Genomic DNA, 22096 nt, shown 5'->3' with positions numbered 1-22096 from the left:
GTTCAAATCACCGACAGGTATCAGCATGAGTATTACCCAGTTCAAGAACACCTCCCACGTTAGCCTGGATGAATCGGCGCCGGTTGCCGTGCCGCTGGGCGAGCCGGTCGCCATGACCTCGAGCACCAGTGTCGAACGCAGCGATGGCGTCGAAACCGGCATCTGGGAGTGCACCCCGGGCCGTTGGCGGCGGCAGATCGTCGCCCAGGAGTTTTGCCATTTCATCCAGGGTCGCTGCACCTTCACCCCGGATAACGGCGAAACCCTGCATATAGAAGCGGGCGATGCACTGATGTTGCCCGCCAACAGCACCGGTATCTGGGACATCCAGGAAACCGTGCGCAAGACCTACGTCTTGATTTTCTGATCCTCTGATCACCCGAAACCTGCCAATAACAACGCCATACAGGACTCGAATCATGATCCGCTTGCCCTACGCAGCCTTGTTCCTTGCGCCCTTGACCCTGGCCGCCACTTTCAGCCAGGCGGCCGAGACCGTGAAGGTCTACAACTGGTCGGACTACATCGCGCCAGACACGATGAAAAACTTCCAGAAAGAAACCGGAGTCGGTTTCAGCTACGACGTCTACGACAGCAACGAAACCCTGGATGGCAAGCTCATGACAGGTAAGTCGGGCTATGACGTGGTGTTTCCCTCCAACCACTTCATGGCGCGGCAGATTGCCGGCGGGGCATTGAAGAAACTCGACAAGAGCCAGTTGCCGAATTGGCAGAACCTAAACCCGGTGCTGCTCAAGGCCCTGCAAAACAACGACCCGGGCAACGAACATGGCTTCCCGTACCTGTGGGGCAGCACCGGGATTGGCTACAACGTGGCCAAGGTCAAAGCGGTACTGGGGGACAATGCGCCCGTGGACTCCTGGGACCTGATCTTCAAGCCGGAGAATATGCAGAAGTTGCAGAAATGCGGGGTGGCGATTCTCGACAACGGTCCTGAGCTGTTACCGGCAGCGTTGAATTACCTGGGGCTGCCGCATCACAGCAAGGACCCGGCGGACTACAAGAAAGCCGAAGCCTTGCTGATGAAGGTGCGGCCGTATGTCAGCTATTTCCATTCATCCAAGTACACCAGCGACTTGGCCAATGGCGATATCTGCGTCGCTGTAGGTTTCTCCGGTGACATCCTGCAAGCCGAAAGCCGCGCCAAAGAGGCCAACAACGGCGTCGACATCGGCTACGCCATTCCCAAGGAAGGCGCGGCGATCTGGTTCGACATGGTGGCAATGCCGGCAGACGCGCCTGACGAGAAGGCCGGTTACGCCTTCATGAACTACCTATTGCGCCCGGACGTGATGGCCAGCATCAGCAATCACGTGCACTACGCCAATGGCAATCAGGCCGCTGACAGCCTGGTCGATCCGGCGATCAAGCATGACACCAAGGTCTACCCAAGCCCGGAGATGATGGGCAAGTTGTTTGCCCTGGAGGCCATGCCGCTGAATATCGACCGGATTCGGACGCGCTTGTGGAACAAGATCCGTACCGGCAGCTAAGTCAGGATCAGTCCTCCTTGCGGACGGTGGCGACATCATCCGCCTTGACCTTGACCTTCGCCCCGGATATGTCCCGGAACTCGACGAAGCCCGTATCGTCGCTGGTCTTGGGCATGTCCTCGGTGAGGTATTGGGTGCCGTTCTGCAGGGTCACCACCGTGGGTGTCGAGCAACCTGCCAGCGCCAGCAGGGCGGTGATGGCCAGGGGCATGCTGAGTGTGCGGATGGTCATGTCGTCATCTCTCGTTGCCTGAAAAGTTTCTGACGGGTTGGTCCTGCGTTATCCAGAAAAGTTCGCTTAGCCCCTGAAAATGCAGGTGAAACCGCCATTGATCCCTTTACGGTTGCCAGCGCCGTGGCAAAACTGATATCTGTATGCATAACCAGTATCCATTTTCGCCATGGCCCTTTCTACTTGTGACCGCCAATCCGCTCGAAGATCCGTTCTACTACCTGAATAACTTCCGGCAGGTGCTTGCCTGGCTGGAGCAGCGCTATGCCGACGTGCTGAGCCCGCAGGAACAAGCCTTCATCGACAGTTTTGCCGAGTTGCCACGCGCCTCCCAGGCGCTGCTGGTGCGGATGGTCATGCGCAAGGGCGAGCATTTTCGCCTGGGCAAGCTGCAGTACACGGAAATCGGCGATCCAGCATTGGCAGTCGAACCCTTGATGGCGCTGGGCTGGGTCGACGAACAGGCGCTATTGAGCCTCGATCAGGTGTTCGAAGTGCTGTTGAAGGCGGAAATTCTCGCTTGCTTCGGCACGGCCATCGAGCAACCCAAGGCGAAGAAAAGCCAATGGTTGGAAGCGCTGCGTTTGCGCCTGGATCCGCCGCAGGCGCTGAAAGCCTGGTACCCGGAACTGGACGATCGCTTGTTCAGCCTGACCATCATGGCGCTGTGCGATCGCCTGCGGCTGATGTTCTTCGGCAACCTCTACCAGGATTGGTCGGAGTTCGTGCTGGCCGACCTCGGTATCTTCACCTACGAAAAGGTCGAGATCTGCAGCGAGTCCCGGGGCTTGCGCAGTCGCGATGACGTCGACGCGTTCCTCTATCTGCATCAATGCCAGCAGGCTTTCGAGGCCGGCGAGGCGCTGGAAGAGGTGGTGGCGCAGATTATTGCGCTGGACACCGCCAACCCCTGGCTGGAGCGGCGTCGCGGCAAACTGCTGTTCCAGCTGGGCCAGCATTGTGAGCGGGTGGCCGATTGGCCTGGGGCGCTGGGCCTCTATCGCCAGAGTGGTTACCCCGGCGCGCGGGGGAGGTTGATCCGGGTGCTGGAGCGTTGCGCCGAATACGAATTGGCGCTGGAGCTGGCCACCGAGGCCGAACGTGCTCCGCAGAGCGCCGCCGAGCTGCAGCAGCTGGCGCGCGTGTTGCCGCGCTTGCGGCGCAAGCTCGGCGGACCGCCCACACCACGGCCCAAGGCCCGGCAAATGGAACGCCTGGATCTCGAGCTGCTGCGGGCCGATCCGGCGCTGTCGGTGGAGTTTCATGTGCAGGCGCACCTTCATCAGCCGGATGCCCCGGTGCACTACGTCGAGAACAGCCTGATCAACTCGCTGTTCGGCCTGTTGTGCTGGCCGGCGATCTTCGCCCCGTTGCCCGGGGCCTTTTTCCACCCGTTCCAGCGCGGTCCGGTGGATCTGTTGAGCGAAGATTTCCAAACCCGCCGCAGCGAGCTGTTCCAGGCGTGCCTGGCGGAGCTGGACGATGGCCGCTACCGCGACACCCTGCGCCAGCGCTTTCGTGAAAAAGCCGGGGTGCAATCGCCTTTCGTGTTCTGGGGCGTATTGACCGAAGAACTGCTGGAGCAGGCGATGCTTTGCCTGCCCGCCGAACACCTCAAACACTGGTTCGAGCGTCTGCTGCTGGACATCAAGGCCAATCGCGCCGGAATGCCCGACCTGATCCAGTTCTGGCCCGAGCAACGCCGCTACCGGATGATCGAGGTCAAAGGTCCTGGCGACCGGCTGCAGGACAACCAACTGCGCTGGCTGGAGTTCTGCCAGGAGCATCAGATGCCGATTGCCGTGTGCTACGTGCAGTGGGCGGAACTCGCCGCGTGACGTACCGCATCGCCGTGCGGGCGCTCTGCGAGTTCACCGCCAAGGCCGGCGACCTCGACCTGCGCTTCACCCCGTCGCCCACCGCCCTGGAGGGCATCGCCGGGCATCGCACGGTGGCCTCGCGGCGCAGCGCCAGTTATCAGAGCGAAATGCCCTTGCAGGGTGAGTACCGCGAGCTGACGGTCAAGGGCAGGGCGGATGGCTACGACCCTGAGCAAAATCGCCTGGAGGAAATCAAGACCTACCGTGGCGACCTGCAGCGCATGCCGGCCAACCACCGCCACCTGCACTGGGCCCAGGCGAAGATTTACGGTGCTCTGCTGTGCCAGACCCTGCAGTTACCGGCGGTCAATCTGGCGTTGGTGTACTTCGACATCGTCAGTGAAAAGGAAACCAGCCTGGTCGAGACCTGGAGCGCCGCCGACCTGCAGGCATTTTTCCAGCAACAATGTGAGCTGTTCCTGAGCTGGGCTACGCAGGAAATGGCCCACCGTACGGCGCGCGACCAGGCGGCGCAGGGCTTGCGCTTTCCGCACCCGGACTTCCGGCGCGGTCAGCGTCACCTGGCGGAATCGGTATTCAAGGCGGTCAGCACCGGGCGCTGCCTGATGGCCCAGGCCACCACCGGCATCGGCAAAACCCTCGGTACCCTGTTTCCAATGCTCAAGGCCCTGGCGCCGCAGCAACTGGACAAGCTGTGGTTTCTCACGGCCAAGACCCCGGGGCGCAAATTGGCCCTGGACGCCGCCCAGGTGCTGATCGACAGCGCCGAGACGCTACCGTTGCGGGTGCTGGAAATGGTTGCCCGGGACAAAAGCTGCGAGCACCTGGACAAGGCCTGTCACGGCGAATCCTGTCCATTGGCCAAGGGCTTCTACGACCGCTTGCCCGCCGCCCGCCAAGCCGCCAGCCAGGTCACGCTGCTGAATCAGGCGGCGCTGCGCGAGATCGCCCTGGCGCATCAGGTCTGTCCGTATTACCTGAGCCAGGAAATGGCCCGCTGGGCCGACCTGGTGGTCGCCGACTACAACTATTACTTCGATTTCAGTGCGCTGCTGTTCGGCCTCGGCCAGGCCAACCAGTGGAAGGTCGCGGTGCTGGTGGATGAAGCCCACAACCTGGTGGAGCGCGGGCGGCAGATGTACAGCGCGAGCCTCGATCAAGGCAGTTTCAATGGCATGCGCAAGCTCGCTCCCGAAGCGTTGAAAAAGAGCCTGCAACGGCTCAATCGCGAATGGAATGCCGTGCACAAGGAGCAGGTTGCGGCGTATCAGGCCTACGCCAAATTACCGGACAAGCTGCTGCAGGCCCTGTCGCTGTGCACCGCAGCCATCGGTGATTACCTCAACGACCACCCCCAGGGCCTGGACGGCGAAGTGCAGCGCTTCTACTTCGATGCGCTGCAGTTCAGCCGGGTCGCCGAGTTGTTCGACCAGCAGTTTCTGTTCGATATCAGCAAGCGCGAGCTAAAGGCCGGTCGCAGCCTGTCGCAGCTGTGCCTGCGTAATGTGATCCCGGCCGGCTTCATCCGCCCACGGCTGACGGCAGCGCGCAGCGTGGTGATGTTTTCCGCGACCCTCAATCCGCAGCGCTACTACGCCGACCTGCTGGGGCTGCCGGCGGAAACGGTATGGATTGACGTCGAGTCGCCGTTTCGTGCCGAGCAACTGCAGGTCCAGGTGGTCAGTCAGATCTCCACGCGCTTCGTCCATCGCCAAGCCTCGCTGGAACCAATTGTCGAATTGATGGCGCGGCAGTTCGAGGAACGTGCGGGCAACTACCTGGCGTTCTTCAGCAGCTTCGATTACCTGCAGCAAGTGGCGCAGTTGTTCGCCCAGCGTTATCCGCACATCCGCCAGTGGTCGCAGTCGCGGGGTATGGATGAAGGCAGTCGCCAGGTGTTTCTCGATCAATTCACCGAGTCCAGTCAGGGCATCGGTTTTGCCGTGCTCGGCGGGGCGTTTGGCGAGGGTATCGATTTGCCTGGGGCGCGGCTGATTGGTGCGTTTATTGCGACCCTCGGGCTGGCGCAACTGAACCCGGTCAACGAACAGCTCAAGCAGCGCATGGCGACGATGTTTGGTGCTGGCTATGACTACACCTACCTCTACCCGGGCCTGCAGAAAGTGGTGCAGGCCGCCGGGCGGGTGATCCGCACCCAGCAGGACCAAGGCGTGGTGATGTTGATCGATGATCGTTTTGCCGAGCCGAAGGTGCAGCGGCTGTTGCCGGGGTGGTGGTCGGTTAGCGGTGGTTGACGGGATGCCACCATCGCCGGCAAGCCAGCTCCTGCGGGTTGTTCTTTGAATCTGCAATCAGCCCAACATCTCCTTCACCCGATACCAGGCCATACCCAACGCCAACAGCGGTGTACGCAACGCCCGCCCGCCAGGAAAGGTCAGGTGCGGCACCGCGCTGAACACATCCAGGCCCTGGCTGTGGCCGGCGTGGATGGCCTCGCCGAGCAGGCGTGCGCACCAGTGGGTGACGTTCAGGCCGTGGCCGGAATAGCCCTGGGCGTAATACACATTGGGGTGCGCCTGCAGGCGTCCGACCTGAGGAAAACGGTTGGCGGAAATGCCGATGCGTCCGCCCCATTGGTAGTCGATCCGCGTATTGGCCAACTGCGGGAAGACCTTGAGCATCTGCGGACGCATGTACGCAGCGATATCCGCCGGATCGCGACCGGAATAGTGGCAAGCGCCGCCGAACAGCAAGCGCCGGTCCGCCGAGAGCCGGTAATAATCGAGGCCGACTTTCTGGTCGCACAGCGCCAGATTCTGCGGGATCAACTCATCGGCTTGCTGCTGCGACAGCGGCTCGGTGGCGATGATGTAACTGCCGGCCGGCAGCACCTTGCCGCTGAGCTTTGGCTCCAGCTCTTCCAAATGCGCGTTGCAAGCCAGCACCAAATGCCCGGCGCGCACCGTCCCCGCGGCACAACGCACCTGCGCCGCAGTGCCATGGACAATCTCCAGCACCGGGCTCTGCTCGAAGATCCGCACGCCCAGCGCCTCGGCCACCTGGGCTTCAGCCAACACCAGATTGAGCGGATGCAGATGCCCCGAGCCCATGTCCACCAGGCCGCCGGCATACACCGACGAATTCACCACCTGGCGCATATCCTGCGGGGCTACCAGGCGGGTTTCGTGGGCATAACCCTGGGCCTGCAGGCTGTCCTGTTCGTCCTTGAAGGCGGCGAACTGGGCAGGGGTGTTGGCCAGCTCGCAGAAACCCCAGCGCAAGTCGCAATCGATGTCGTGGGCATTGATACGATCGGCCACCACTTGCACCGACTCGATGCCGGCGCGCTCCAGATAGCGCACGCCCTCGTCACCGACATAGCGGCTGAAGCCCGAGACGTCATGGCCGATTCCGCGGATCAACTGCCCACCGTTGCGTCCACTGGCGCCCCAGCCGATGCGCCTGGCTTCCAGCAGGATCACCGAGAGCCCGCGCTGGGCCAGTTCAATGGCGGTGTTGACGCCGGTAAAACCGCCGCCAATCACGCAGACATCGGCATCCAGATCGCCGCTCAGCGCCGGGCGCGACTGCAAGCCGTTGGCGGTTGCGGCGTAGTAGGAGCGGGCGTGCTCCTGGGCCGGGTTGAGGTCAGTGAACTGATTCATTTGTTGGACTTCACTTTGCTCCAGGAACGGGTCATCAGCCGCATGATTTCCGGAGTCGGGGTGGTCGAGATGTAGAGTTTGTCGAGCACGGCCTGGGGCGGATAGACCTCGGGGTTGTTCACCAGCTCCTGATCCATGAACGGCTTGGCCGCCGGGTTCGGGTTGGCGTAGCCGACCGTGGCGCTGACCTTGGCGATCACCTCAGGTTCGAGCAGGTAGTTGATGAACTGATAGGCCTGCTGTGGGTTGCCGGCGTCGGCCGGGACCGCCAGCAGGTCGAACCACAGGTTGCTGCCTTCCTTGGGAATTGCGTAGGCGATGTTCACCCCGTTCTTGGCTTCCTTGGCGCGGTTGGCGGCCTGGAACACATCGCCCGAGTAACCGAAGGCGATGCAGATATCACCGTTGGCCAGGTCCGAGACGTACTTGGAGGAGTGGAAGTAGGTGATGTACGGGCGCAGGGTCAACAGCTTGGCTTCGGCTTTCTTATAGTCTTCGACCTTCTCGCTGCGCGGGTCCATGCCCATGTAGTTGAGGATCGCCGGGTAGACCTCGTCGGCCGAGTCCATCATGGACACGCCGCACTGGCTGAGTTTCTTCAGGTTTTCCGGCTCGAACATCACCGCCCACGAGTCGATATGGTCAACCCCCAGCACCTGCTTGATCTTGTCGACGTTGTAGCCGATGCCATTGGTGCCCCACAAGTACGGCACCGAGTGTGCGTTGCCCGGGTCGTTTTTCTCCAGCAGGGTCAGCAGTTTCGGGTCGAGGTTCTTCCAGTTCGGCAACTGTTCGCGGTCGAGCTTGAGGAACGCCCCGGCCTTCACTTGGCGCGCGAGGAAGTGGTTGGAAGGCACCACCACGTCATATCCGGTGCGGCCGGCGAGCAGCTTGCCCTCCAGGGTTTCATTGGAGTCGAACACGTCATAAATCACCTTGACCCCGGTTTTCGCGGTGAAGTCGGCGAGGGTGGTTTCACCAATGTAATCGGTCCAGTTGTACACGCTGACACTGGGCTGGGCCTGGGCCATTGCGCTGCACAACAGCGCGAGGGTGGCGGGAACCAGGGTTTTCAATAGACGCATAACGACACCTCTTGGAATTATTGAATTTATTCAGGTGGATCTCTGGTGTTTGATCGGCCGTCTTCGCGAGCAGGCTCGCTCCCACAGGTTTTGCATCTGGCCCTGTGGGAGCGAGCCTGCTCGCGAAAACGGTAATAAGGCCGCTGCAGGACTTAGACGCTGAGCATCAGGAACTCACGCTCCCACGAGCTAATCACCCGCTTGAAGTTCTCATGCTCGGCGCGTTTGACGGCGACGTAGCCGCGCACGAATTTGCTGCCCAGGTAGCGCTCGATGGTTGCGCAATCTTCCATATGCGCCAGGGCGTCCTCGATGGTGATCGGCAGGCGCAGGTTGCGGCGTTCGTAGGCGCGGCCTTCGACGGCCGCGCTCGGTTCGATCTGTTCGATCATCCCCAGGTAGCCGCAGAGCAGGCTGGCGGCGATGGCCAGGTACGGGTTGGCGTCAGCACCGGGCAGGCGGTTTTCCACGCGCATCGCTTCCGGGCTGGAGGTCGGGACCCGCAGGCCGACGGTGCGGTTTTCCATGCCCCATTCGACGTTGACCGGGGCCGAGGTGTCCGGCAGGAAGCGGCGGAACGAGTTCACGTTAGGGGCGAACATCGGCAGCAGTTTCGGAATGTATTTTTGCAGGCCGCCGATGTGGTGCAGGAACAGCTCGCTCATGCTGCCGTCGGCATTGGCGAAGATCGGCTTGCCGGTGACGATGTCCACCACGCTCTGGTGCAAGTGCATGGCGCTGCCCGGCTCGTCACCAATCGGCTTGGCCATGAAGGTCGCGGCAACGTTGTGCTTGAGCGCCGCTTCGCGCAGGGTGCGCTTGAACACGGTGATTTGGTCGGCGAGGTCGAGGGCGTCGCCGTGACGGAAGTTGATTTCCATCTGCGCCGGGCCGTCCTCGTGGATCAGCGTATCGAGGTCCAGGCCCTGGGCTTCGCACCAGTCGTAGACGTCTTCGAACAGCGGATCGAATTCGTTGGCAGCGTCGATTGAAAACGACTGCCGACCACTTTCCGCGCGACCCGAGCGACCCAGCGGCGCCTTGAGCGGCAAGTCCGGGTCTTCGCAACGCTGGGTCAGGTAGAACTCCATTTCCGGCGCGACAATCGGCTGCCAGCCTTTGTCGGTGTACAGCTGCAGGACTTTCTTCAGCACGTTGCGCGGCGACAGCTCGATCGGGTTGCCGAACTTGTCGAAGGTGTCGTGGATCACGATGGCGGTCGGTTCGATCGCCCAAGGTATTACGTACACCGAGTCCGCCACCGGCTTGCAGACCATGTCGATGTCGGCCGGGTCGAGCAGGTCGTAGTAGATGTCGTCGTCGACAAAATCCCCGGTTACCGTTTGCAACAGCACACTTTCCGGCAGGCGCATGCCTCGCTCATGCAGGAACTTGTTGGTGGGCGCTATCTTGCCGCGAGCGATACCGGTCAGGTCACTGACCACGCATTCGACTTCGGTAATCTTGTGATCTTTCAGCCAGGTGGAGAGCTGATCGAAAGGGGCGTTCATAAAGACCTCGTTATTGGTTTTATACCGCGCCAGGGTCCGGCAGGCTTTGCACAGAGGCTTCCCCTGAAGCGCGTTGAGGTCTATCTTGGGCGACAGTTATGGTCCTTATCTATCCACTTTCCGCAGCCGCAAAGCGCACCAAAAGAGTGCGCGGACTTTCTCATGACAGCGCCAAACCCGTTGCACGTGCAGGCTTTCAACACCGCCGATGTCGCCGACCAGATCCGTGCCACCCCTGGCTGGGTGCAGCATTACCAGCAGATGTCGCCGGGGCATTTCGCCGGCCGGGTGCGCTATCTCGACCTGCAGGGGGTGGAGATCTACGAGGAGTGCATGAACACCCGGGTCGAGCAGAATTTCAGCGCGCCGCCGGGGGCGCTGGCGTTCTGTTTCGATCGCAGTGATAACGCGCTGTATGTGCTGAACGGTGAAAGCCGCAACATCTGGATCACCCCGGAGAACTATCAGGAAGTGGCCGTGGTGTTCGGTCCCGAGTTCGTGCAGCGTCATGGGTTGTCCAGCGAACGCCTTGAGGGATTGTTCCTCGCGCCGCTCAATTCCCAGCAGAACGCGCTGTTCAGTCGTTGGCTCAGCGGCACCCTGACCCGATTGTCCGAGACCCTCGATCCACCCAGCCGCGAAGCCCTCACCGAGCAACTGCTGGACGACTGTCTGTTCATCCTCGACAACGCCTGCGTGCGCCTCGACCCGGGCGCGCTGCAGCGTCGTGCCGGGGAGCGGGTGATCATGCAGCGCGTCGGCGAGTGGGCGGCCGACACCCCGGAAGAAAACCTCAACCTGCTGGAACTGGCGAATGTCGCCGGGGTGTCCCTGCGCCAGTTGCAGCATGCCTTCAAGACGTTCACCGGCATGGCCCCGAGCCAATGGCTGCGCCTGCGCCGCCTCAACAGCGCGCGCCGCGATTTGCTCAGCCGCGACCCCGAGCAGACCACCGTCGCCGAAGTGGCGATGCACTGGTCGTTCTGGCATTTGGGGCGCTTTTCCAGCAGTTACCGCGCCTTGTTCCAGGAGCTGCCCAGCGACACCCTCAAGCGCGCGCCGGTGGTGCAGGTTGCGGGACGAGGGCGGCGTTAGAAAGTCGGCGGCGTAATCACCCAGATCACCACGGCATCGACCTCGCCGGGATTGCCGTAGCGATGCGGCTGCTGGCTGGGGAAGCTGAAGCTGTCGCCCTCGTTGAGCTGGAAATGCCGCTCGCCGACCCACAACTCGAAAGTGCCGGACAGTAGGTAGCCGGCTTCGTCGCCTTCGTGGCTGTAGCTTTGCTGGCTGTAGGTGCCGGGCGGGAAGCGTGAATGGAGCATTTCCAGTTGGCGGTTGGGTTGCGGGGTGAGCAACTGGTCGACGATGCCGTCTTCGTAATGCACGCTCAGGCGGCTGTTCTTGCGCACCACCACGCCGTCGTCTTCGGGGGCGGTATTGGCTTCACTGGCGAAAAACCACTGGATGGTCACGCCCAGGCTGCGGGCGATGTTGAACAACGCCGGGATCGACGGGTAGGCGAGGTTGCGCTCCAGCTGGCTGATGTAGCCGGCAGTCAATTCACTCAGCTGCGCCAACTGCGCCAGGGTCATGCCCCGGCGCTTGCGCAGGCCACGGATGCGGGTGCCGAGGAAATGCGGTGAGGCGCTGGCGGTGTCGGGCGCAGGCATGTTGTTGTTGCTCATGGCGAATTCCAGACCGGGAGGGGCTTGGGCGCGGTCCCTGCAGGAGCAAGCTCGCTCCTACAGTTAAAATCGCGGATTTGCGCTCAAGCCAAAACCTAAAGCCCCGGAGTATAAACAGCCTCAAAGCTCCCAGGCGACTTTCAGCCCTTCATAAATCGCTTCCTCGGCAGTGCGCGGGGCCAGGCAGTCGCCGATCCGGCGGATCTCCACCAGGTCCTGTACCTCAGCGCCAAGGCTGTCGACTGGCTGATGGCCCTGGCACAGTACCAAGGTGTCAATGTTTTCCAGCAGCATCGGCTCGCCACTGGCGGTGTGTTGCAGGTACACCGTGTTGTCGTCGCAGCCATAGAGACGGGCGTAGGGGGTGATTGGCACCCCGAGCTTGTGCAGCTCACCGGCCAGGTGATCGCGCACGTACAGCGGCAAATTTTCCCCGCAATGGGTGCCGTTGACCGCCAGTTGCACCTGATGCCCGGCGCGAACCAGGCGTTCGGCGATGCCGGGGCCGATCCAGTCGCAACGCCAGTCGACCACCACCACCGAGCGGCCGACCTGTACCTCGTCGCGCAGCACCTGCCAGGCATCCACCACCTGCAATTCACCGCCGCGTTCGAAGGGAGGCCAGTAGGGTTGGGCGCCGGTGGCGACGATCAACACATCGGGTTTCTGCTGTTCCACCAGGGCGCGGTCGACCCGGGTGTTGCGCACCACACGCACCCCGGCCAACTCCATCTCGCGTTGCAGGTTGGTGCTGGCGCCACCGAATTCGGCCCGGCGCGGCAGCAATTGTGCCAGCAGCACCTGGCCGCCGAGTTGCGCGCTGGCTTCGTACAGCGTCACCTCATGCCCGCGCTGAGCGGCCACGGTGGCGGCTTTCATCCCTGCCGGACCACCGCCGGCAATCATGACTCGCTTGCGCTGTTGCGCCGGCTGGCGTTGCGCGTAGATCAGCTCGCGGCCGGTCTCCGGGTGCTGGATGCAGGAGATCGGCAGGCCTTTGTGGAAGTGGCCGATGCACGCCTGGTTGCAGGCAATGCAGGCGCGCACATCTTCGGCGCGGCCGGCGTCGGTCTTGTTCGGCATCTGTGGATCGCAGATCAGCGCACGGGTCATGCCGCACACGTCGGCTTGACCACGGGCGAGGATCAGCTCGGCCTCCTGGGGCTGATTGATGCGGCCGGTGACGAACAGCGGAATCGACAAACCGGCCTTGAAAGTCCCGGCTTCCCGCGCCAGGTACGCCGCTTCGATGGCCATCGGCGGCACGATGTGCACCGCGCCACCCAAGGACGCCGAGGTGCCGGCGACGATGTGCACGTAATCCAGTTCGCCTTGCAGCGCTTGCACGGCGAGCAGCGATTCGTCTTCGGTCAGGCCTTCGGGGTCGCGCTCGTCGGCGGAAATCCGCAGGCCGATGATGAACTGTTCGTCGGTGTTGGCACGCACGCAGGCGATCACTTCACGCAAGAAACGCAGACGCTGTTCGAGGTCGCCGTTGTAGCCATCGGTACGGCGGTTAACCCGTGGATTGATGAATTGCGCCGGCAGATAGCCGTGGCTGGCGACCACTTCGACGCCATCGATTCCGGCCTGATGCAGGCGTCGCGCCGCCGCGCCGTAACCGCCAACGATCTCATCGATCATCCCCTGGTCAAGGGCACGAGGCATCACCCGGAAGCGCTCATTGGGCACCGCCGACGGCGAGTAGGCGACCGCCAGCAAGCCGTCGCTGGATTCCATGATTTCCCGGCCCGGGTGAAAAATCTGCGACAGCACCACGGTGCCGTGGGCATGGCAGGTCTCGGCCAGCGCGCGATAGCCGGCAATGCACGCATCGTCGGTGGCCATCAGCACATGGGAGGTGTAGCGCGCACTGTCATGCACCCCGGCCACCTGCAACACAATCAACCCCACACCGCCCTCGGCGCGCGCCCGGTGATAGGCAATCAACTGCTCGTTGACCAGGTTGTCGGTGGGCATCGAGGTGTCATGACCGCTGGACATGATCCGGTTTTTCAGGCGCTTGCCACGGATCTGCAGCGGTTCGAACAGGTGGGCGAAGGCGGTGGACGACATGGTGCGCATACTCCAGTCAGGCTAATCCCCACTATCCCTTGTGGGAGCGAGCCTGCTCGCGAAGAACGCCAACGATAACGCGTGTTGTCTGGATTAACGCGTCGTCCTTACGTTCATCGCGAGCAGGCTCGCTCCTACAAAAAGCAACAGCGGCAGACGCATCAGGTTGTTGTTATTTTCGCCTATAGAAATTTACCGCCAGTAAAAAATCAACTTGTTTTTTTACTGGCGCCTGAAGTACTTTCAATCCGCCCCCACCCCCGGGGCACCCTCACAACAATAAAAAAGGGTCACGCCGGCATTCATCCGGCGGGCACCTGCACGAGGAACCCATGATGAAATCGAATACGCTCAAGCACGGTTTTTATCCCTTGGTTGTCTCCCTGGCCATGGGCCTGGGCAGTGCCCAGGCAGCACCGGACATGGTGGTGGTCGGTTACGGCGGAGCTGGACAGAAAGCCCAGGACGTGGCGTTTTTCCAACCGTTCAGCGCAGCAGACCAGAGCAAGCTGATCCAGAGCGAATACAACGGCGAGATGGCGCGGATCAAGGTGATGGTCGACACCGGCAACGTCGATTGGGACGTGGTGCAGATCGAAGGACCTGACCTGATGCGCGGCTGCGAAGAGGGCATGTACGAGCGCCTCGACTGGAGCGCCCTCGGCCATGCCGCGCAACTGATTCCCGAGGCTGCGCAGGAGTGCGGCTCGGCTGCGCTGGTGTGGAGCGTGGCGATCGCCTATGACACTGACAAACTGGCCCAGGCGCCGACTTCCTGGGCGGATTTCTGGGATGTGCAGAAGACCCCCGGCAAGCGCGGGCTGCGCAAGCGTGCGGTGTACAACCTTGAATTCGCGCTACTGGCCGACGGGGTCAAGGTCGAGGACGTGTACAAGGTGCTGAGCACGCCGCAAGGCGTTGACCGCGCCTTCGCCAAACTCACCGAGCTCAAGCCGAATATCCAGTGGTGGGAAGCCGGGGCGCAACCGGCGCAGTGGCTGGCTGCCGGCGATGTGGTGATGACCTCGACCTACAGCGGCCGGATCGCCGCCGCCGCGCAGAGTGGCAGTCACCTCGGCCTGGTCTGGCCGGGCAGCCTGTACGGCATGGACTACTGGGCGATCATCAAGGGCTCGAAACACGTCGATCAGGCCAAGCGCTTCATTGCCTTCGCCAACCAGCCCCAGGCCCAGGTCAACTACGTGCAGCAGATCCCCTACGGCCCGACCAACACCGAAGCCGCCGCACGCCTGGACGACAAACTCGCGCGCTGGGTGCCCACGGCGCCGCAGAATCTCAAAGGCGCGTTGTCGATGGACGTGGCGTTCTGGGTCGATCACGGCGAAGAGCTGGAAGAGCGCTTCAACGCCTGGGCCAGCAAGTAAGCCTGCCAGGCTGGACGTGTGTGGCGTCCAGCCTTAGTGTCTGCGTCTACCGTTCAGCCTGGGGAGCACAATGAATAGCAATGCAACTGAGCAACAACTGCGCGAGGAATTGGCCGCCTGCTATCGCCTGATCGCGCACTTTCGCATGACCGACCTGATCTTCACCCACATCTCGGTGCGCCTGCCGGGGCCGGAATATCACTTCCTGATCAACCCCTACGGTTTGATGTTCGACGAAATCAGCGCGTCCAATCTGGTCAAGATCGACCTTCAAGGCCGTGCGGTTGAGCCGACGCCGTACCTGGTCAATCCCGCCGGCTTCGTGATCCACAGCGCGATCCACGGTGCCCGGCATGATGCCCAGTGCGTGCTGCATACTCACACCAAAGCCGGTTGTGCGGTGGCCGCCTTGCAGTGTGGATTGCTGCCGGTGAACCAGATCTCCATGGAGTTCTACGGCCGCGTCGCCTACCACGACTATGAAGGCGTGGCGCTGGACCTGAGCGAACAGCAGCGACTGGTGCGGGACTTGGGCGACAAGTCGGTGTTGATGCTGCGTAACCATGGCCTGCTGACACTGGGCGAGACGGTCAGCCAGGCGTTTCTGCGCATGTATTACCTTGAAAAGGCCTGCGAGATTCAATTGGCGGCTCAGGCGGCCGGTGAACTGGTACTGCCACCTCATGAGGTGTGCGCCCACACCGAGCGTCAGTTCAACGACCCTGGGCGGCCGCTGGAAGAGGGGCAGTTGAGTGATCCGGATGGTATGCAGCTGGCGTGGGCGGCCATGTTGCGGCTGCTGGATCGGGTGGCGCCGGGGTATCGGGATTAACCGTTATTCTGAAGTGCGCTGAAATTGCCGGCGAAGGCGGTGTATCAGACACACCGCGGTGCAGGGTTCGCTGGCAAGCCAGCTCCTTCAGATTTTGGGTGAGGCGCAGTTTTTTTACCGCCCACAAACCGCTCATCCTGCTGTACAGTCGTTCAGCTCGCCAACTCATCGCGAGCCCTACGATTGCAACCAGGAGCGTGTCGCGGATGAATCAGGAAGCCCGTTTTTCTCGCATGGAGCCGGAGCTGCGCAAGGCCAAGCTGATCGAAGCGACGCTGGTGTGCCTGCAGCAACACGGCTTCCAGGGCGCGTCGATCCGCAAGATCTGCGCCGAGGCCGGGGTGTCGGTGGGGCTGATCAGCCATCACTACTCCGGCAAGGACGAACTGGTCGCCGAAGCCTATCGCTCGATCACCGCACGGGTCATGAATTTGCTGCGCGACGCCATGGCCGAGGCGGCGCCGAATGCTCGCGAACGGCTGTCGGCGTTTTTCCGTGGCTCGTTTTCCGCCGAATTGCTCGATCCGCAACTGATCGATGCCTGGCTGGCCTTCTGGGGCGCGGTAAAAACCGCCGAGGCGATCAACCAGGCCCACGAACACTCCTATGGCGAATACCGCAGCATCCTGCGCAAGGTCCTGACCGAGTTGGCCGAGGAAGAGGGCTGGGAGCAGTTCGACGCCGACCTCGCGGCGATTGGCCTGAGTGCCTTGCTCGATGGCTTGTGGCTGGAGTCCGGGCTCAATCCGGGAACCTTCAGCCCGGAGCAGGGCATCCAGATCTGCGAGGCGTGGGTTGACGGTCTGCAGGCCGGAGGCAGGAAACGTTACTGCCTGCCGATCGTTAGCTGTTGATCACTTGTTCAGCAATAGATAGGATCTAGCGCAGCACGCTTCACCCCTCTAATAAGAAACAGGCCTACGGCCACACGCAGGACACCAGGCGATGACTCCTCGGGTACTGATCGTCGATGACGATCCGCTGATTCGCGAACTGCTGCACGCCTACCTCTCCCAGGAAGGCTACGACGTCCACTGCGCCGCCACGGCGGAACTGGCGGAGACTTTCCTGGCGAACCAGGCGGTCGACCTGGTGATGCTCGACATCCGTCTGCCCGGTAAGGACGGCCTGACCCTGACCCGCGAACTGCGGGTGCGTTCGGAAGTCGGGATCATTCTGATCACCGGGCGCAACGACGAGATCGACCGCATTGTCGGCCTCGAGTGCGGTGCCGACGACTACGTGATCAAACCCCTCAACCCTCGGGAACTGGTATCTCGGGCGAAAAACCTGATTCGCCGGGTGCGTCACGCGCAAACCCCGCAAGCGCCCGTCGCCACCATCAAGCCGGTCAAGCAGTTCGCCGCCTGGGCCCTGGACACCGACCGCCGCCGCCTGATCGACCCCGACGGCGGCGAGACGCTGTTGACCCACGGCGAGTATCAACTGCTCAGCGTGTTCCTGCGCAACAGCGGCCACACCCTGAGCCGCGACCAGTTGATGGACCAGATCCGCAACCGCGAATGGGTGCCCAACGATCGCTCGATCGACGTGCTGGTTGGCCGCCTGCGGCGCAAGCTGCATGACGACCCGGCCGAACCGCAACTGATCATCACCATCCACGGCGCCGGCTACCTGTTTACCGCCAGCGTGGCGGCCTGATTCCCATGCGTTGCCTGTTTGGCCTGTGGCTGGCGCTGCTGGCCGGCAATGCCGTGGCGCAACAGACCGTACGCTATTGCGATTACCCGGTGTACCCGCCAATTTCCTGGAGCGACGGCAAACAGGTGCGCGGTCTTGCACCCAGTGTGGTCAAGCAGCTGTTTGCCGAGCTGGGGTATCAGGTTGAAATTGTCGTGCTCGGCAATTGGAAGCGTTGCCTGCTGGACGCCGCCGAAGGCCGGGTCGACGTGGTGCTGGCCTACAGTACCGCGCAACGCGAACAAACCCTGCTGTTTTCCCGGGTGCCGGTGCTGCGCGAAGAAGTTGCGCTGTTCATTAATCGCCAGCACCCGGTGCAGTTCGAACGCCTGGAGGATTTGACGCGTTATCGCGGCGGCCTGTTGTTCGGCGAAAGCTACGGCGTGGCGTTCGATCGCATGGTGGCGGCTCACGACAACATCGAGTGGGTCTCGGACAGCCGGCAAAATTTCGGCAAGTTGATTCGCGGACGCATCGACTTCATCACCCAGGAACGGCGTACGGGCGAGCTCTACGTCGAGCACCTGGCCGGGGCGCAGGACATCGTCGCCTTGCCCAAGGCCTTGAACGTGGACTACCTGCGGGTCGCGGTGTCGCGCCGCTCGCCGCTGGCCAGTCAGATGCCAAGGATCGATGCGCAACTGCAGCGTATGGTCGATGCCGGTGATATCGAGCGTTGGCTCAATGAAAGCGAGGTCACCTACCGCGACATGGTCAGCCTGCCGGCGGACGCCCGATGATCCGCGCCAAACCCGGTGGCCTGCTGCGTCGGCTGCTGCTGTTTATCCTGCTGTTCAGTCTGTGTTTCACCGTGCTCGCCAGCAGTGTGCAGTTGTATATCGAGTACCGCCGGGAGATGCGCGACATTGATGCGCGCATGGAACTGATCCGCGCCGGCTACCTGGCCAGCCTCGAGCGCAGTCTGTGGGACCTCAACCAGGAGCAGTTGAATGTGCAACTGCGGGGCCTGGTGGATTTCTCCGATGTGGCCCGGGTCCGCCTGAACAGCCCTGACTTCGATCTGCTGCAGGGCAATCCGGCGCCGGTCGGTCCGCTGCGTATCGAACGCTTCGCGCTTAATTACCAGCCTCCCAGCGGTGGGATTCGTCACCTCGGTGAGCTGGAAGTCAGCACGGATCTGGGGGCCGTGCATCAACGCCTGTACGCCACCGGCCTGACCAGCCTGCTGTGGATGAGTGTGTTTCTGTGCGGCCTGGCGGTAGCGTTGTCGGGGTTGTTCTATCGCCTGGTCACCCGCCACCTGCAAGTGATGGCCGAGTTTGCCCGGCGCATCGCGGCCGGCGAATGGCAGGAGCCCTTGCGCCTGGACAAGAGTCGCAGCGGCGTCGCCGACGAAATCGATACCGTGGCCCATGCCCTGGATGACATGCGCCGGGCGATTCTCAGCGACATCGATCGCCGCGAAACCGATCGCCTGGCCCTGCAGGACAAACGTGACGAACTGCTGCGCATGGTCGAGCGGCGGACCGCCAGCCTGATGCACGCGAAGGAGGAGGCCGAGGCGGCCAACCTGGCGAAGTCGCGGTTCCTGGCAACCATGAGCCATGAACTGCGCACGCCGCTCAATGGCATTCTCGGCATGGCACAACTGCTGCGCGGGGCCAGTCTGGACGAGCGCGACGGCAAGCGCCTGGATGCGCTGTACAAGGCTGGCGAAGGCTTGTTGGCAATTCTCAACGAAGTGCTGTACTTCGCCCGGCTGGAGGAGGGCGAAAGCCATCCCGAGCCGGTGAATTTCTCGATTCGCCAGTTGCTCGATGAAGTGCTGACCCTGCTCGAACCCCGGGCCCTAAGCAACCACACCCGGCTGGATTGGCAGGTCGATCCAGCGGTTGGCCAACGCCATCAGGGCGCCGAGCAATTCCTGCGACAAGTGCTGAGTAATCTGCTGGCCAATGCGATCAAGTTTACCGAAGGCGGGCAGGTCAGTGTGCGGGTGCAGGGGTTGGCGCCTGTTCCGTTGCAAGGCGGGCAGCGTTTGCGGATCAGCATCACGGACAACGGCATAGGTATTGCCGAAGACATGCAGGCGAAGATTTTCGAGCGCTTTACCCAGGCCAGTGAGGAGGTGGCGCAACGGTTTGGCGGCACCGGGCTGGGCCTGGCGATCTGCAAACATCTGGTGGAGAAAATGGGCGGAGTGATTGGCGTCGACAGCCAGCCGGGGCGTGGCAGTTGCTTCTGGTTCGAACTCGAGTTGCAGCCGGCTGCTGCTGTCGCCGACGTCCATCCGGTATTTACGCCGGGCCCGTCATTAAAGATTCTGGTGGTCGAGGACGTCGCGCTCAATCGCGAGGTGGTCAGTGGTTTGCTGCAACGCGACGGGCATCAGGTGTGGTTGGCCGAAGAGGCTGTCCAGGCCTTGGCCGAGTGTGCCGCCCAGGTCTTCGATGTGATGCTGCTGGACGTGCATTTGCCGGGGCTCAGTGGCGTCGAGCTGTGTCAACGGATCCGCGATGGCGGCGGTCCGAACGCGACCACGCGGATTTTCGCCCTGACCGCCAGTGTGCAACCGGCGGCGGTGCGTGGCTATCTGGAAGCCGGGATGGACGGCGTGCTCGCCAAGCCCTTGCGGCTGGACGATCTGCGTCGGGCACTGGCCGGCGAGTCTCGCGCAGCGATTGTCGAAGCGACTGACTCGGCCGTTGACTGGCCGCTGTTGAATAACCATCGGCTGTTGCTCGGCGAGCAGAAGGTCCAGGGCCTGTTGCGGGTGTTGCACACTTCGATCATTGCCCATCGCGCGGCGCTCGGTGAAGCGATTGCTGCCGATGATTGCACCGAGGTCGCGCACTTGGCCCATCGTTTGGCGGGTAGCAGTGATTCCCTGGGGCTGCGTGGGTTGGCTGGGGTTCTGCGCAAGCTGGAGGAAGCGGCACTGGCCAATGCCGAGGCTCGGGTTCGAGGGTTGGCGGTTGGGGTGGATGAGCAGATGGAGCGGGCGTTGGGGGTGTTGGAGGGGTTGATGTAAACGCCCCCTACATCTTTGTTACGACTTCGCACAACTTCGATCCTCAGGGTCAACAGCACCTTACATGACCTTCCAATAATCGAGGCAACCGCCCTGGCGCGGTCTTCGAAGCTTATTGGAGATAATAATAATGAATGGCCGCAAAGCCGACATGAGCGAAGCAAACGAACGCAACGGCATCCACCTGACCCGCGCCCTGAAAAGCCGGCACATTTTCATGTTGTCCCTGGGCGGTGTGATTGGCACCGGGTTGTTCATGGGCTCGGGGGTGACGATCAATCAGGGCGGGCCGGTGGGGGCGATTCTGGCGTACCTGGTGGCGGGATTCCTGATGTACCTGGTGATGGTCTGCCTCGGCGAACTGTCGGTGCAGATGCCGGTCTCCGGCTCGTTCCAGACCCACGCCACCCAATTCATCGGCCCGGCCACCGGCTTCATGATCGGCTGGGTCTACTGGATGAGCTGGGCCACCACCGTCGGCCTGGAATTCACCGCCGCCGGCATGCTGATGACGCGCTGGTTCCCCGAGGTGCCGATCTGGTATTGGTCGGCGCTGTTCGTGGTGGTGTTGTTCGGCCTCAATGCTCTGGCGACCCGCGCCTTTGGTGAAGCCGAGTACTGGTTTTCGGGGATCAAGGTGGCGGCGATTCTCGGTTTTATCGTGGTCGGTGTACTGGTGATTTTCGGCGCAATCCCGCTGACCAGCGGCGAACCGGCGCCGATGATGAACAACCTGATCGGCGACTCGCTGTTCCCCAACGGCCTGTCGGCAGTGTTCGCGGTGATGATGACTGTGGTCTACGCCTTCCAGGGTTGCGAGATCATGGGCGTGGCAGCAGGTGAAACCGACCAGCCGGAAAAAAGCATCCCCCGTGCGGTGCGCAACGTGGTGTTCCGCGTGCTGATTTTCTACGTGCTGGCGATCGTCGTGCTCTCGGCCATCGTCCCGTGGCAGCAGGCGGGCCTGATGGAAAGCCCGTTCGTCCAGGTGTTCGACATGGTTGGCATTCCCTACGCCGCAGACCTGATGAACTTCGTCATCCTCACCGCGATTCTATCGGTGGGCAACTCCGGCCTCTATGCCTCGACGCGGATCCTCTGGGCTATGTCGAAAACCGGCATGGCGCCGAAAAGCCTGTCGCCGCTGAGCAAACGTGGCGTTCCCTTGCGCGCCCTGAGCATTACCCTGTGCTTTGCCCTGGTGTCGCTGATGACCAGCTTCATCGCCGCCGACACCCTGTTCATGGTGCTGATGGCGGTCAGCGGCATGTCCGGCACCGTGACCTGGATCGTCATTGCCCTGGCCCAGTACCGGTTCCGCAAGGCCTATCTGCGCGATGGCGGCCAGCTCAGCGACTTGAAATACCGTGCGCCCTGGTTCCCGGTGCTTCCGCTGACCTGCATCGCCCTGTGCTGCTCGCTGTTCGTGTTCCTCGCGCTGGATGAAACCCAGCGGCCGTCGTTGTACTGGGGCTTTGGCTTCATTGCCCTGTGCTACGGCGCGTACTTTCTGATCCACCGCAAACGCCAGGGCGTGTTGGCGCCGAGCCTGCCGGCGGCGTGACGGCAGACGCCAGCTAGACTGCACGGCACCCCCCCAATCCAAGGAGTGC

Annotated in this window: 18 protein-coding genes; 12 read left to right on the top strand and 6 right to left on the bottom strand. The window is 62.3% G+C overall.

All coding sequences use genetic code 11. From position 1 onward, the window contains the following. The first annotated feature begins 25 nt into the window (after positions 1 to 25). Positions 26 to 367 (top strand): cupin domain-containing protein, encoded by a 342-nt coding sequence (locus KW062_RS15835; protein ID WP_105754250.1) that lies wholly within the window; start codon positions 26 to 28, stop codon positions 365 to 367. 52 nt (positions 368 to 419) lie between these two features. Beyond that, on the top strand, positions 420 to 1514 hold the full coding sequence (locus KW062_RS15830) for a polyamine ABC transporter substrate-binding protein (protein ID WP_027618939.1): 1095 nt from the start codon (positions 420 to 422) through the stop codon (positions 1512 to 1514). 7 nt (positions 1515 to 1521) lie between these two features. On the opposite strand, the gene KW062_RS15825 is transcribed toward KW062_RS15830, so the two are convergent. Next, on the bottom strand, positions 1522 to 1746 hold the full coding sequence (locus tag KW062_RS15825) for a YgdI/YgdR family lipoprotein (protein WP_027618938.1): 225 nt from the start codon (positions 1744 to 1746) through the stop codon (positions 1522 to 1524). A 185-nt stretch (positions 1747 to 1931) separates the two neighbouring features. Between KW062_RS15825 and KW062_RS15820 the strand changes: the two genes are divergently transcribed. Continuing rightward, positions 1932 to 3584: a VRR-NUC domain-containing protein gene (locus KW062_RS15820; RefSeq protein WP_105754297.1), complete on the top strand. Its 1653-nt coding sequence runs from the start codon at positions 1932 to 1934 to the stop codon at positions 3582 to 3584. Further along, complete coding sequence (locus KW062_RS15815) at positions 3581 to 5842, top strand: ATP-dependent DNA helicase (RefSeq protein ID WP_105754296.1); 2262 nt, start codon at positions 3581 to 3583, stop codon at positions 5840 to 5842. Before KW062_RS15820 ends, KW062_RS15815 begins: the two co-directional genes overlap by 4 nt. 57 nt (positions 5843 to 5899) lie before the next feature. Here KW062_RS15815 and KW062_RS15810 read toward each other — a convergent pair whose 3' ends face one another. The 3 genes from KW062_RS15810 to KW062_RS15800 all read right to left on the bottom strand — a co-directional run bounded on the left by KW062_RS15810 (position 5900) and on the right by KW062_RS15800 (position 9809). Further along, entirely contained in the window at positions 5900 to 7213 is a 1314-nt protein-coding gene (locus KW062_RS15810; protein ID WP_105754249.1) for an NAD(P)/FAD-dependent oxidoreductase, read from the bottom strand. Then, positions 7210 to 8298 (bottom strand): polyamine ABC transporter substrate-binding protein, encoded by a 1089-nt coding sequence (locus KW062_RS15805; RefSeq protein WP_027618934.1) that lies wholly within the window; start codon positions 8296 to 8298, stop codon positions 7210 to 7212. The genes KW062_RS15810 and KW062_RS15805 overlap by 4 nt, the downstream gene beginning before the upstream one ends. 152 nt (positions 8299 to 8450) lie before the next feature. Continuing rightward, positions 8451 to 9809 (bottom strand): glutamine synthetase family protein, encoded by a 1359-nt coding sequence (locus tag KW062_RS15800; protein WP_027618933.1) that lies wholly within the window; start codon positions 9807 to 9809, stop codon positions 8451 to 8453. A gap of 162 nt (positions 9810 to 9971) precedes the next feature. On the opposite strand from KW062_RS15800, the gene KW062_RS15795 reads away from it, so the two are divergent. Continuing rightward, entirely contained in the window at positions 9972 to 10904 is a 933-nt protein-coding gene (locus KW062_RS15795) for a helix-turn-helix domain-containing protein (RefSeq protein ID WP_027618932.1), read from the top strand. Here KW062_RS15795 and KW062_RS15790 read toward each other — a convergent pair. Both KW062_RS15790 and KW062_RS15785 read right to left on the bottom strand, forming a co-directional pair. Next, positions 10901 to 11497, bottom strand: coding sequence for a cupin domain-containing protein (locus KW062_RS15790; RefSeq protein WP_105754248.1), 597 nt, complete (start codon positions 11495 to 11497; stop codon positions 10901 to 10903). The two genes, KW062_RS15795 and KW062_RS15790, sit on opposite strands and share 4 nt — an antisense overlap. A 120-nt stretch (positions 11498 to 11617) precedes the next feature. Beyond that, entirely contained in the window at positions 11618 to 13573 is a 1956-nt protein-coding gene (locus KW062_RS15785) for an oxidoreductase (RefSeq protein ID WP_105754247.1), read from the bottom strand. Positions 13574 to 13908: 335 nt separating this feature from the next. Here KW062_RS15785 and KW062_RS15780 point away from each other — a divergent pair, with 335 nt between their 5' ends. The 7 genes from KW062_RS15780 to KW062_RS15750 all read left to right on the top strand — a co-directional run bounded on the left by KW062_RS15780 (position 13909) and on the right by KW062_RS15750 (position 22047). Further along, positions 13909 to 14958 carry an ABC transporter substrate-binding protein gene (locus tag KW062_RS15780; protein ID WP_105754246.1) on the top strand — a complete coding sequence of 350 codons (1050 nt, stop codon included), beginning with the start codon at positions 13909 to 13911 and terminating at the stop codon, positions 14956 to 14958. Between the two features lie 70 nt (positions 14959 to 15028). Next, the gene (locus KW062_RS15775) at positions 15029 to 15790 is read left to right on the top strand and encodes a class II aldolase/adducin family protein (protein ID WP_105754245.1); all 762 of its coding nucleotides are present in this window, start codon (positions 15029 to 15031) and stop codon (positions 15788 to 15790) included. Between the two features lie 206 nt (positions 15791 to 15996). After that, the gene (gene betI, locus KW062_RS15770) at positions 15997 to 16644 is read left to right on the top strand and encodes a transcriptional regulator BetI (protein WP_027618928.1); all 648 of its coding nucleotides are present in this window, start codon (positions 15997 to 15999) and stop codon (positions 16642 to 16644) included. Positions 16645 to 16735: 91 nt separating this feature from the next. Next, positions 16736 to 17452: a response regulator gene (locus KW062_RS15765; RefSeq protein WP_027618927.1), complete on the top strand. Its 717-nt coding sequence runs from the start codon at positions 16736 to 16738 to the stop codon at positions 17450 to 17452. Positions 17453 to 17457: 5 nt separating this feature from the next. Beyond that, entirely contained in the window at positions 17458 to 18231 is a 774-nt protein-coding gene (locus KW062_RS15760; RefSeq protein ID WP_027618926.1) for a substrate-binding periplasmic protein, read from the top strand. Next, on the top strand, positions 18228 to 20483 hold the full coding sequence (locus tag KW062_RS15755) for an ATP-binding protein (protein WP_105754244.1): 2256 nt from the start codon (positions 18228 to 18230) through the stop codon (positions 20481 to 20483). Before KW062_RS15760 ends, KW062_RS15755 begins: the two co-directional genes overlap by 4 nt. A gap of 151 nt (positions 20484 to 20634) precedes the next feature. Beyond that, on the top strand, positions 20635 to 22047 hold the full coding sequence (locus KW062_RS15750) for an amino acid permease (protein WP_027618924.1): 1413 nt from the start codon (positions 20635 to 20637) through the stop codon (positions 22045 to 22047). Positions 22048 to 22096: the final 49 nt, after the last annotated feature.

Source organism: Pseudomonas fluorescens (assembly GCF_019212185.1).
In the GTDB taxonomy this organism is placed as follows: Bacteria; Pseudomonadota; Gammaproteobacteria; order Pseudomonadales; family Pseudomonadaceae; genus Aquipseudomonas.
This window is presented reverse-complemented; position numbering and strand designations above follow the sequence as displayed.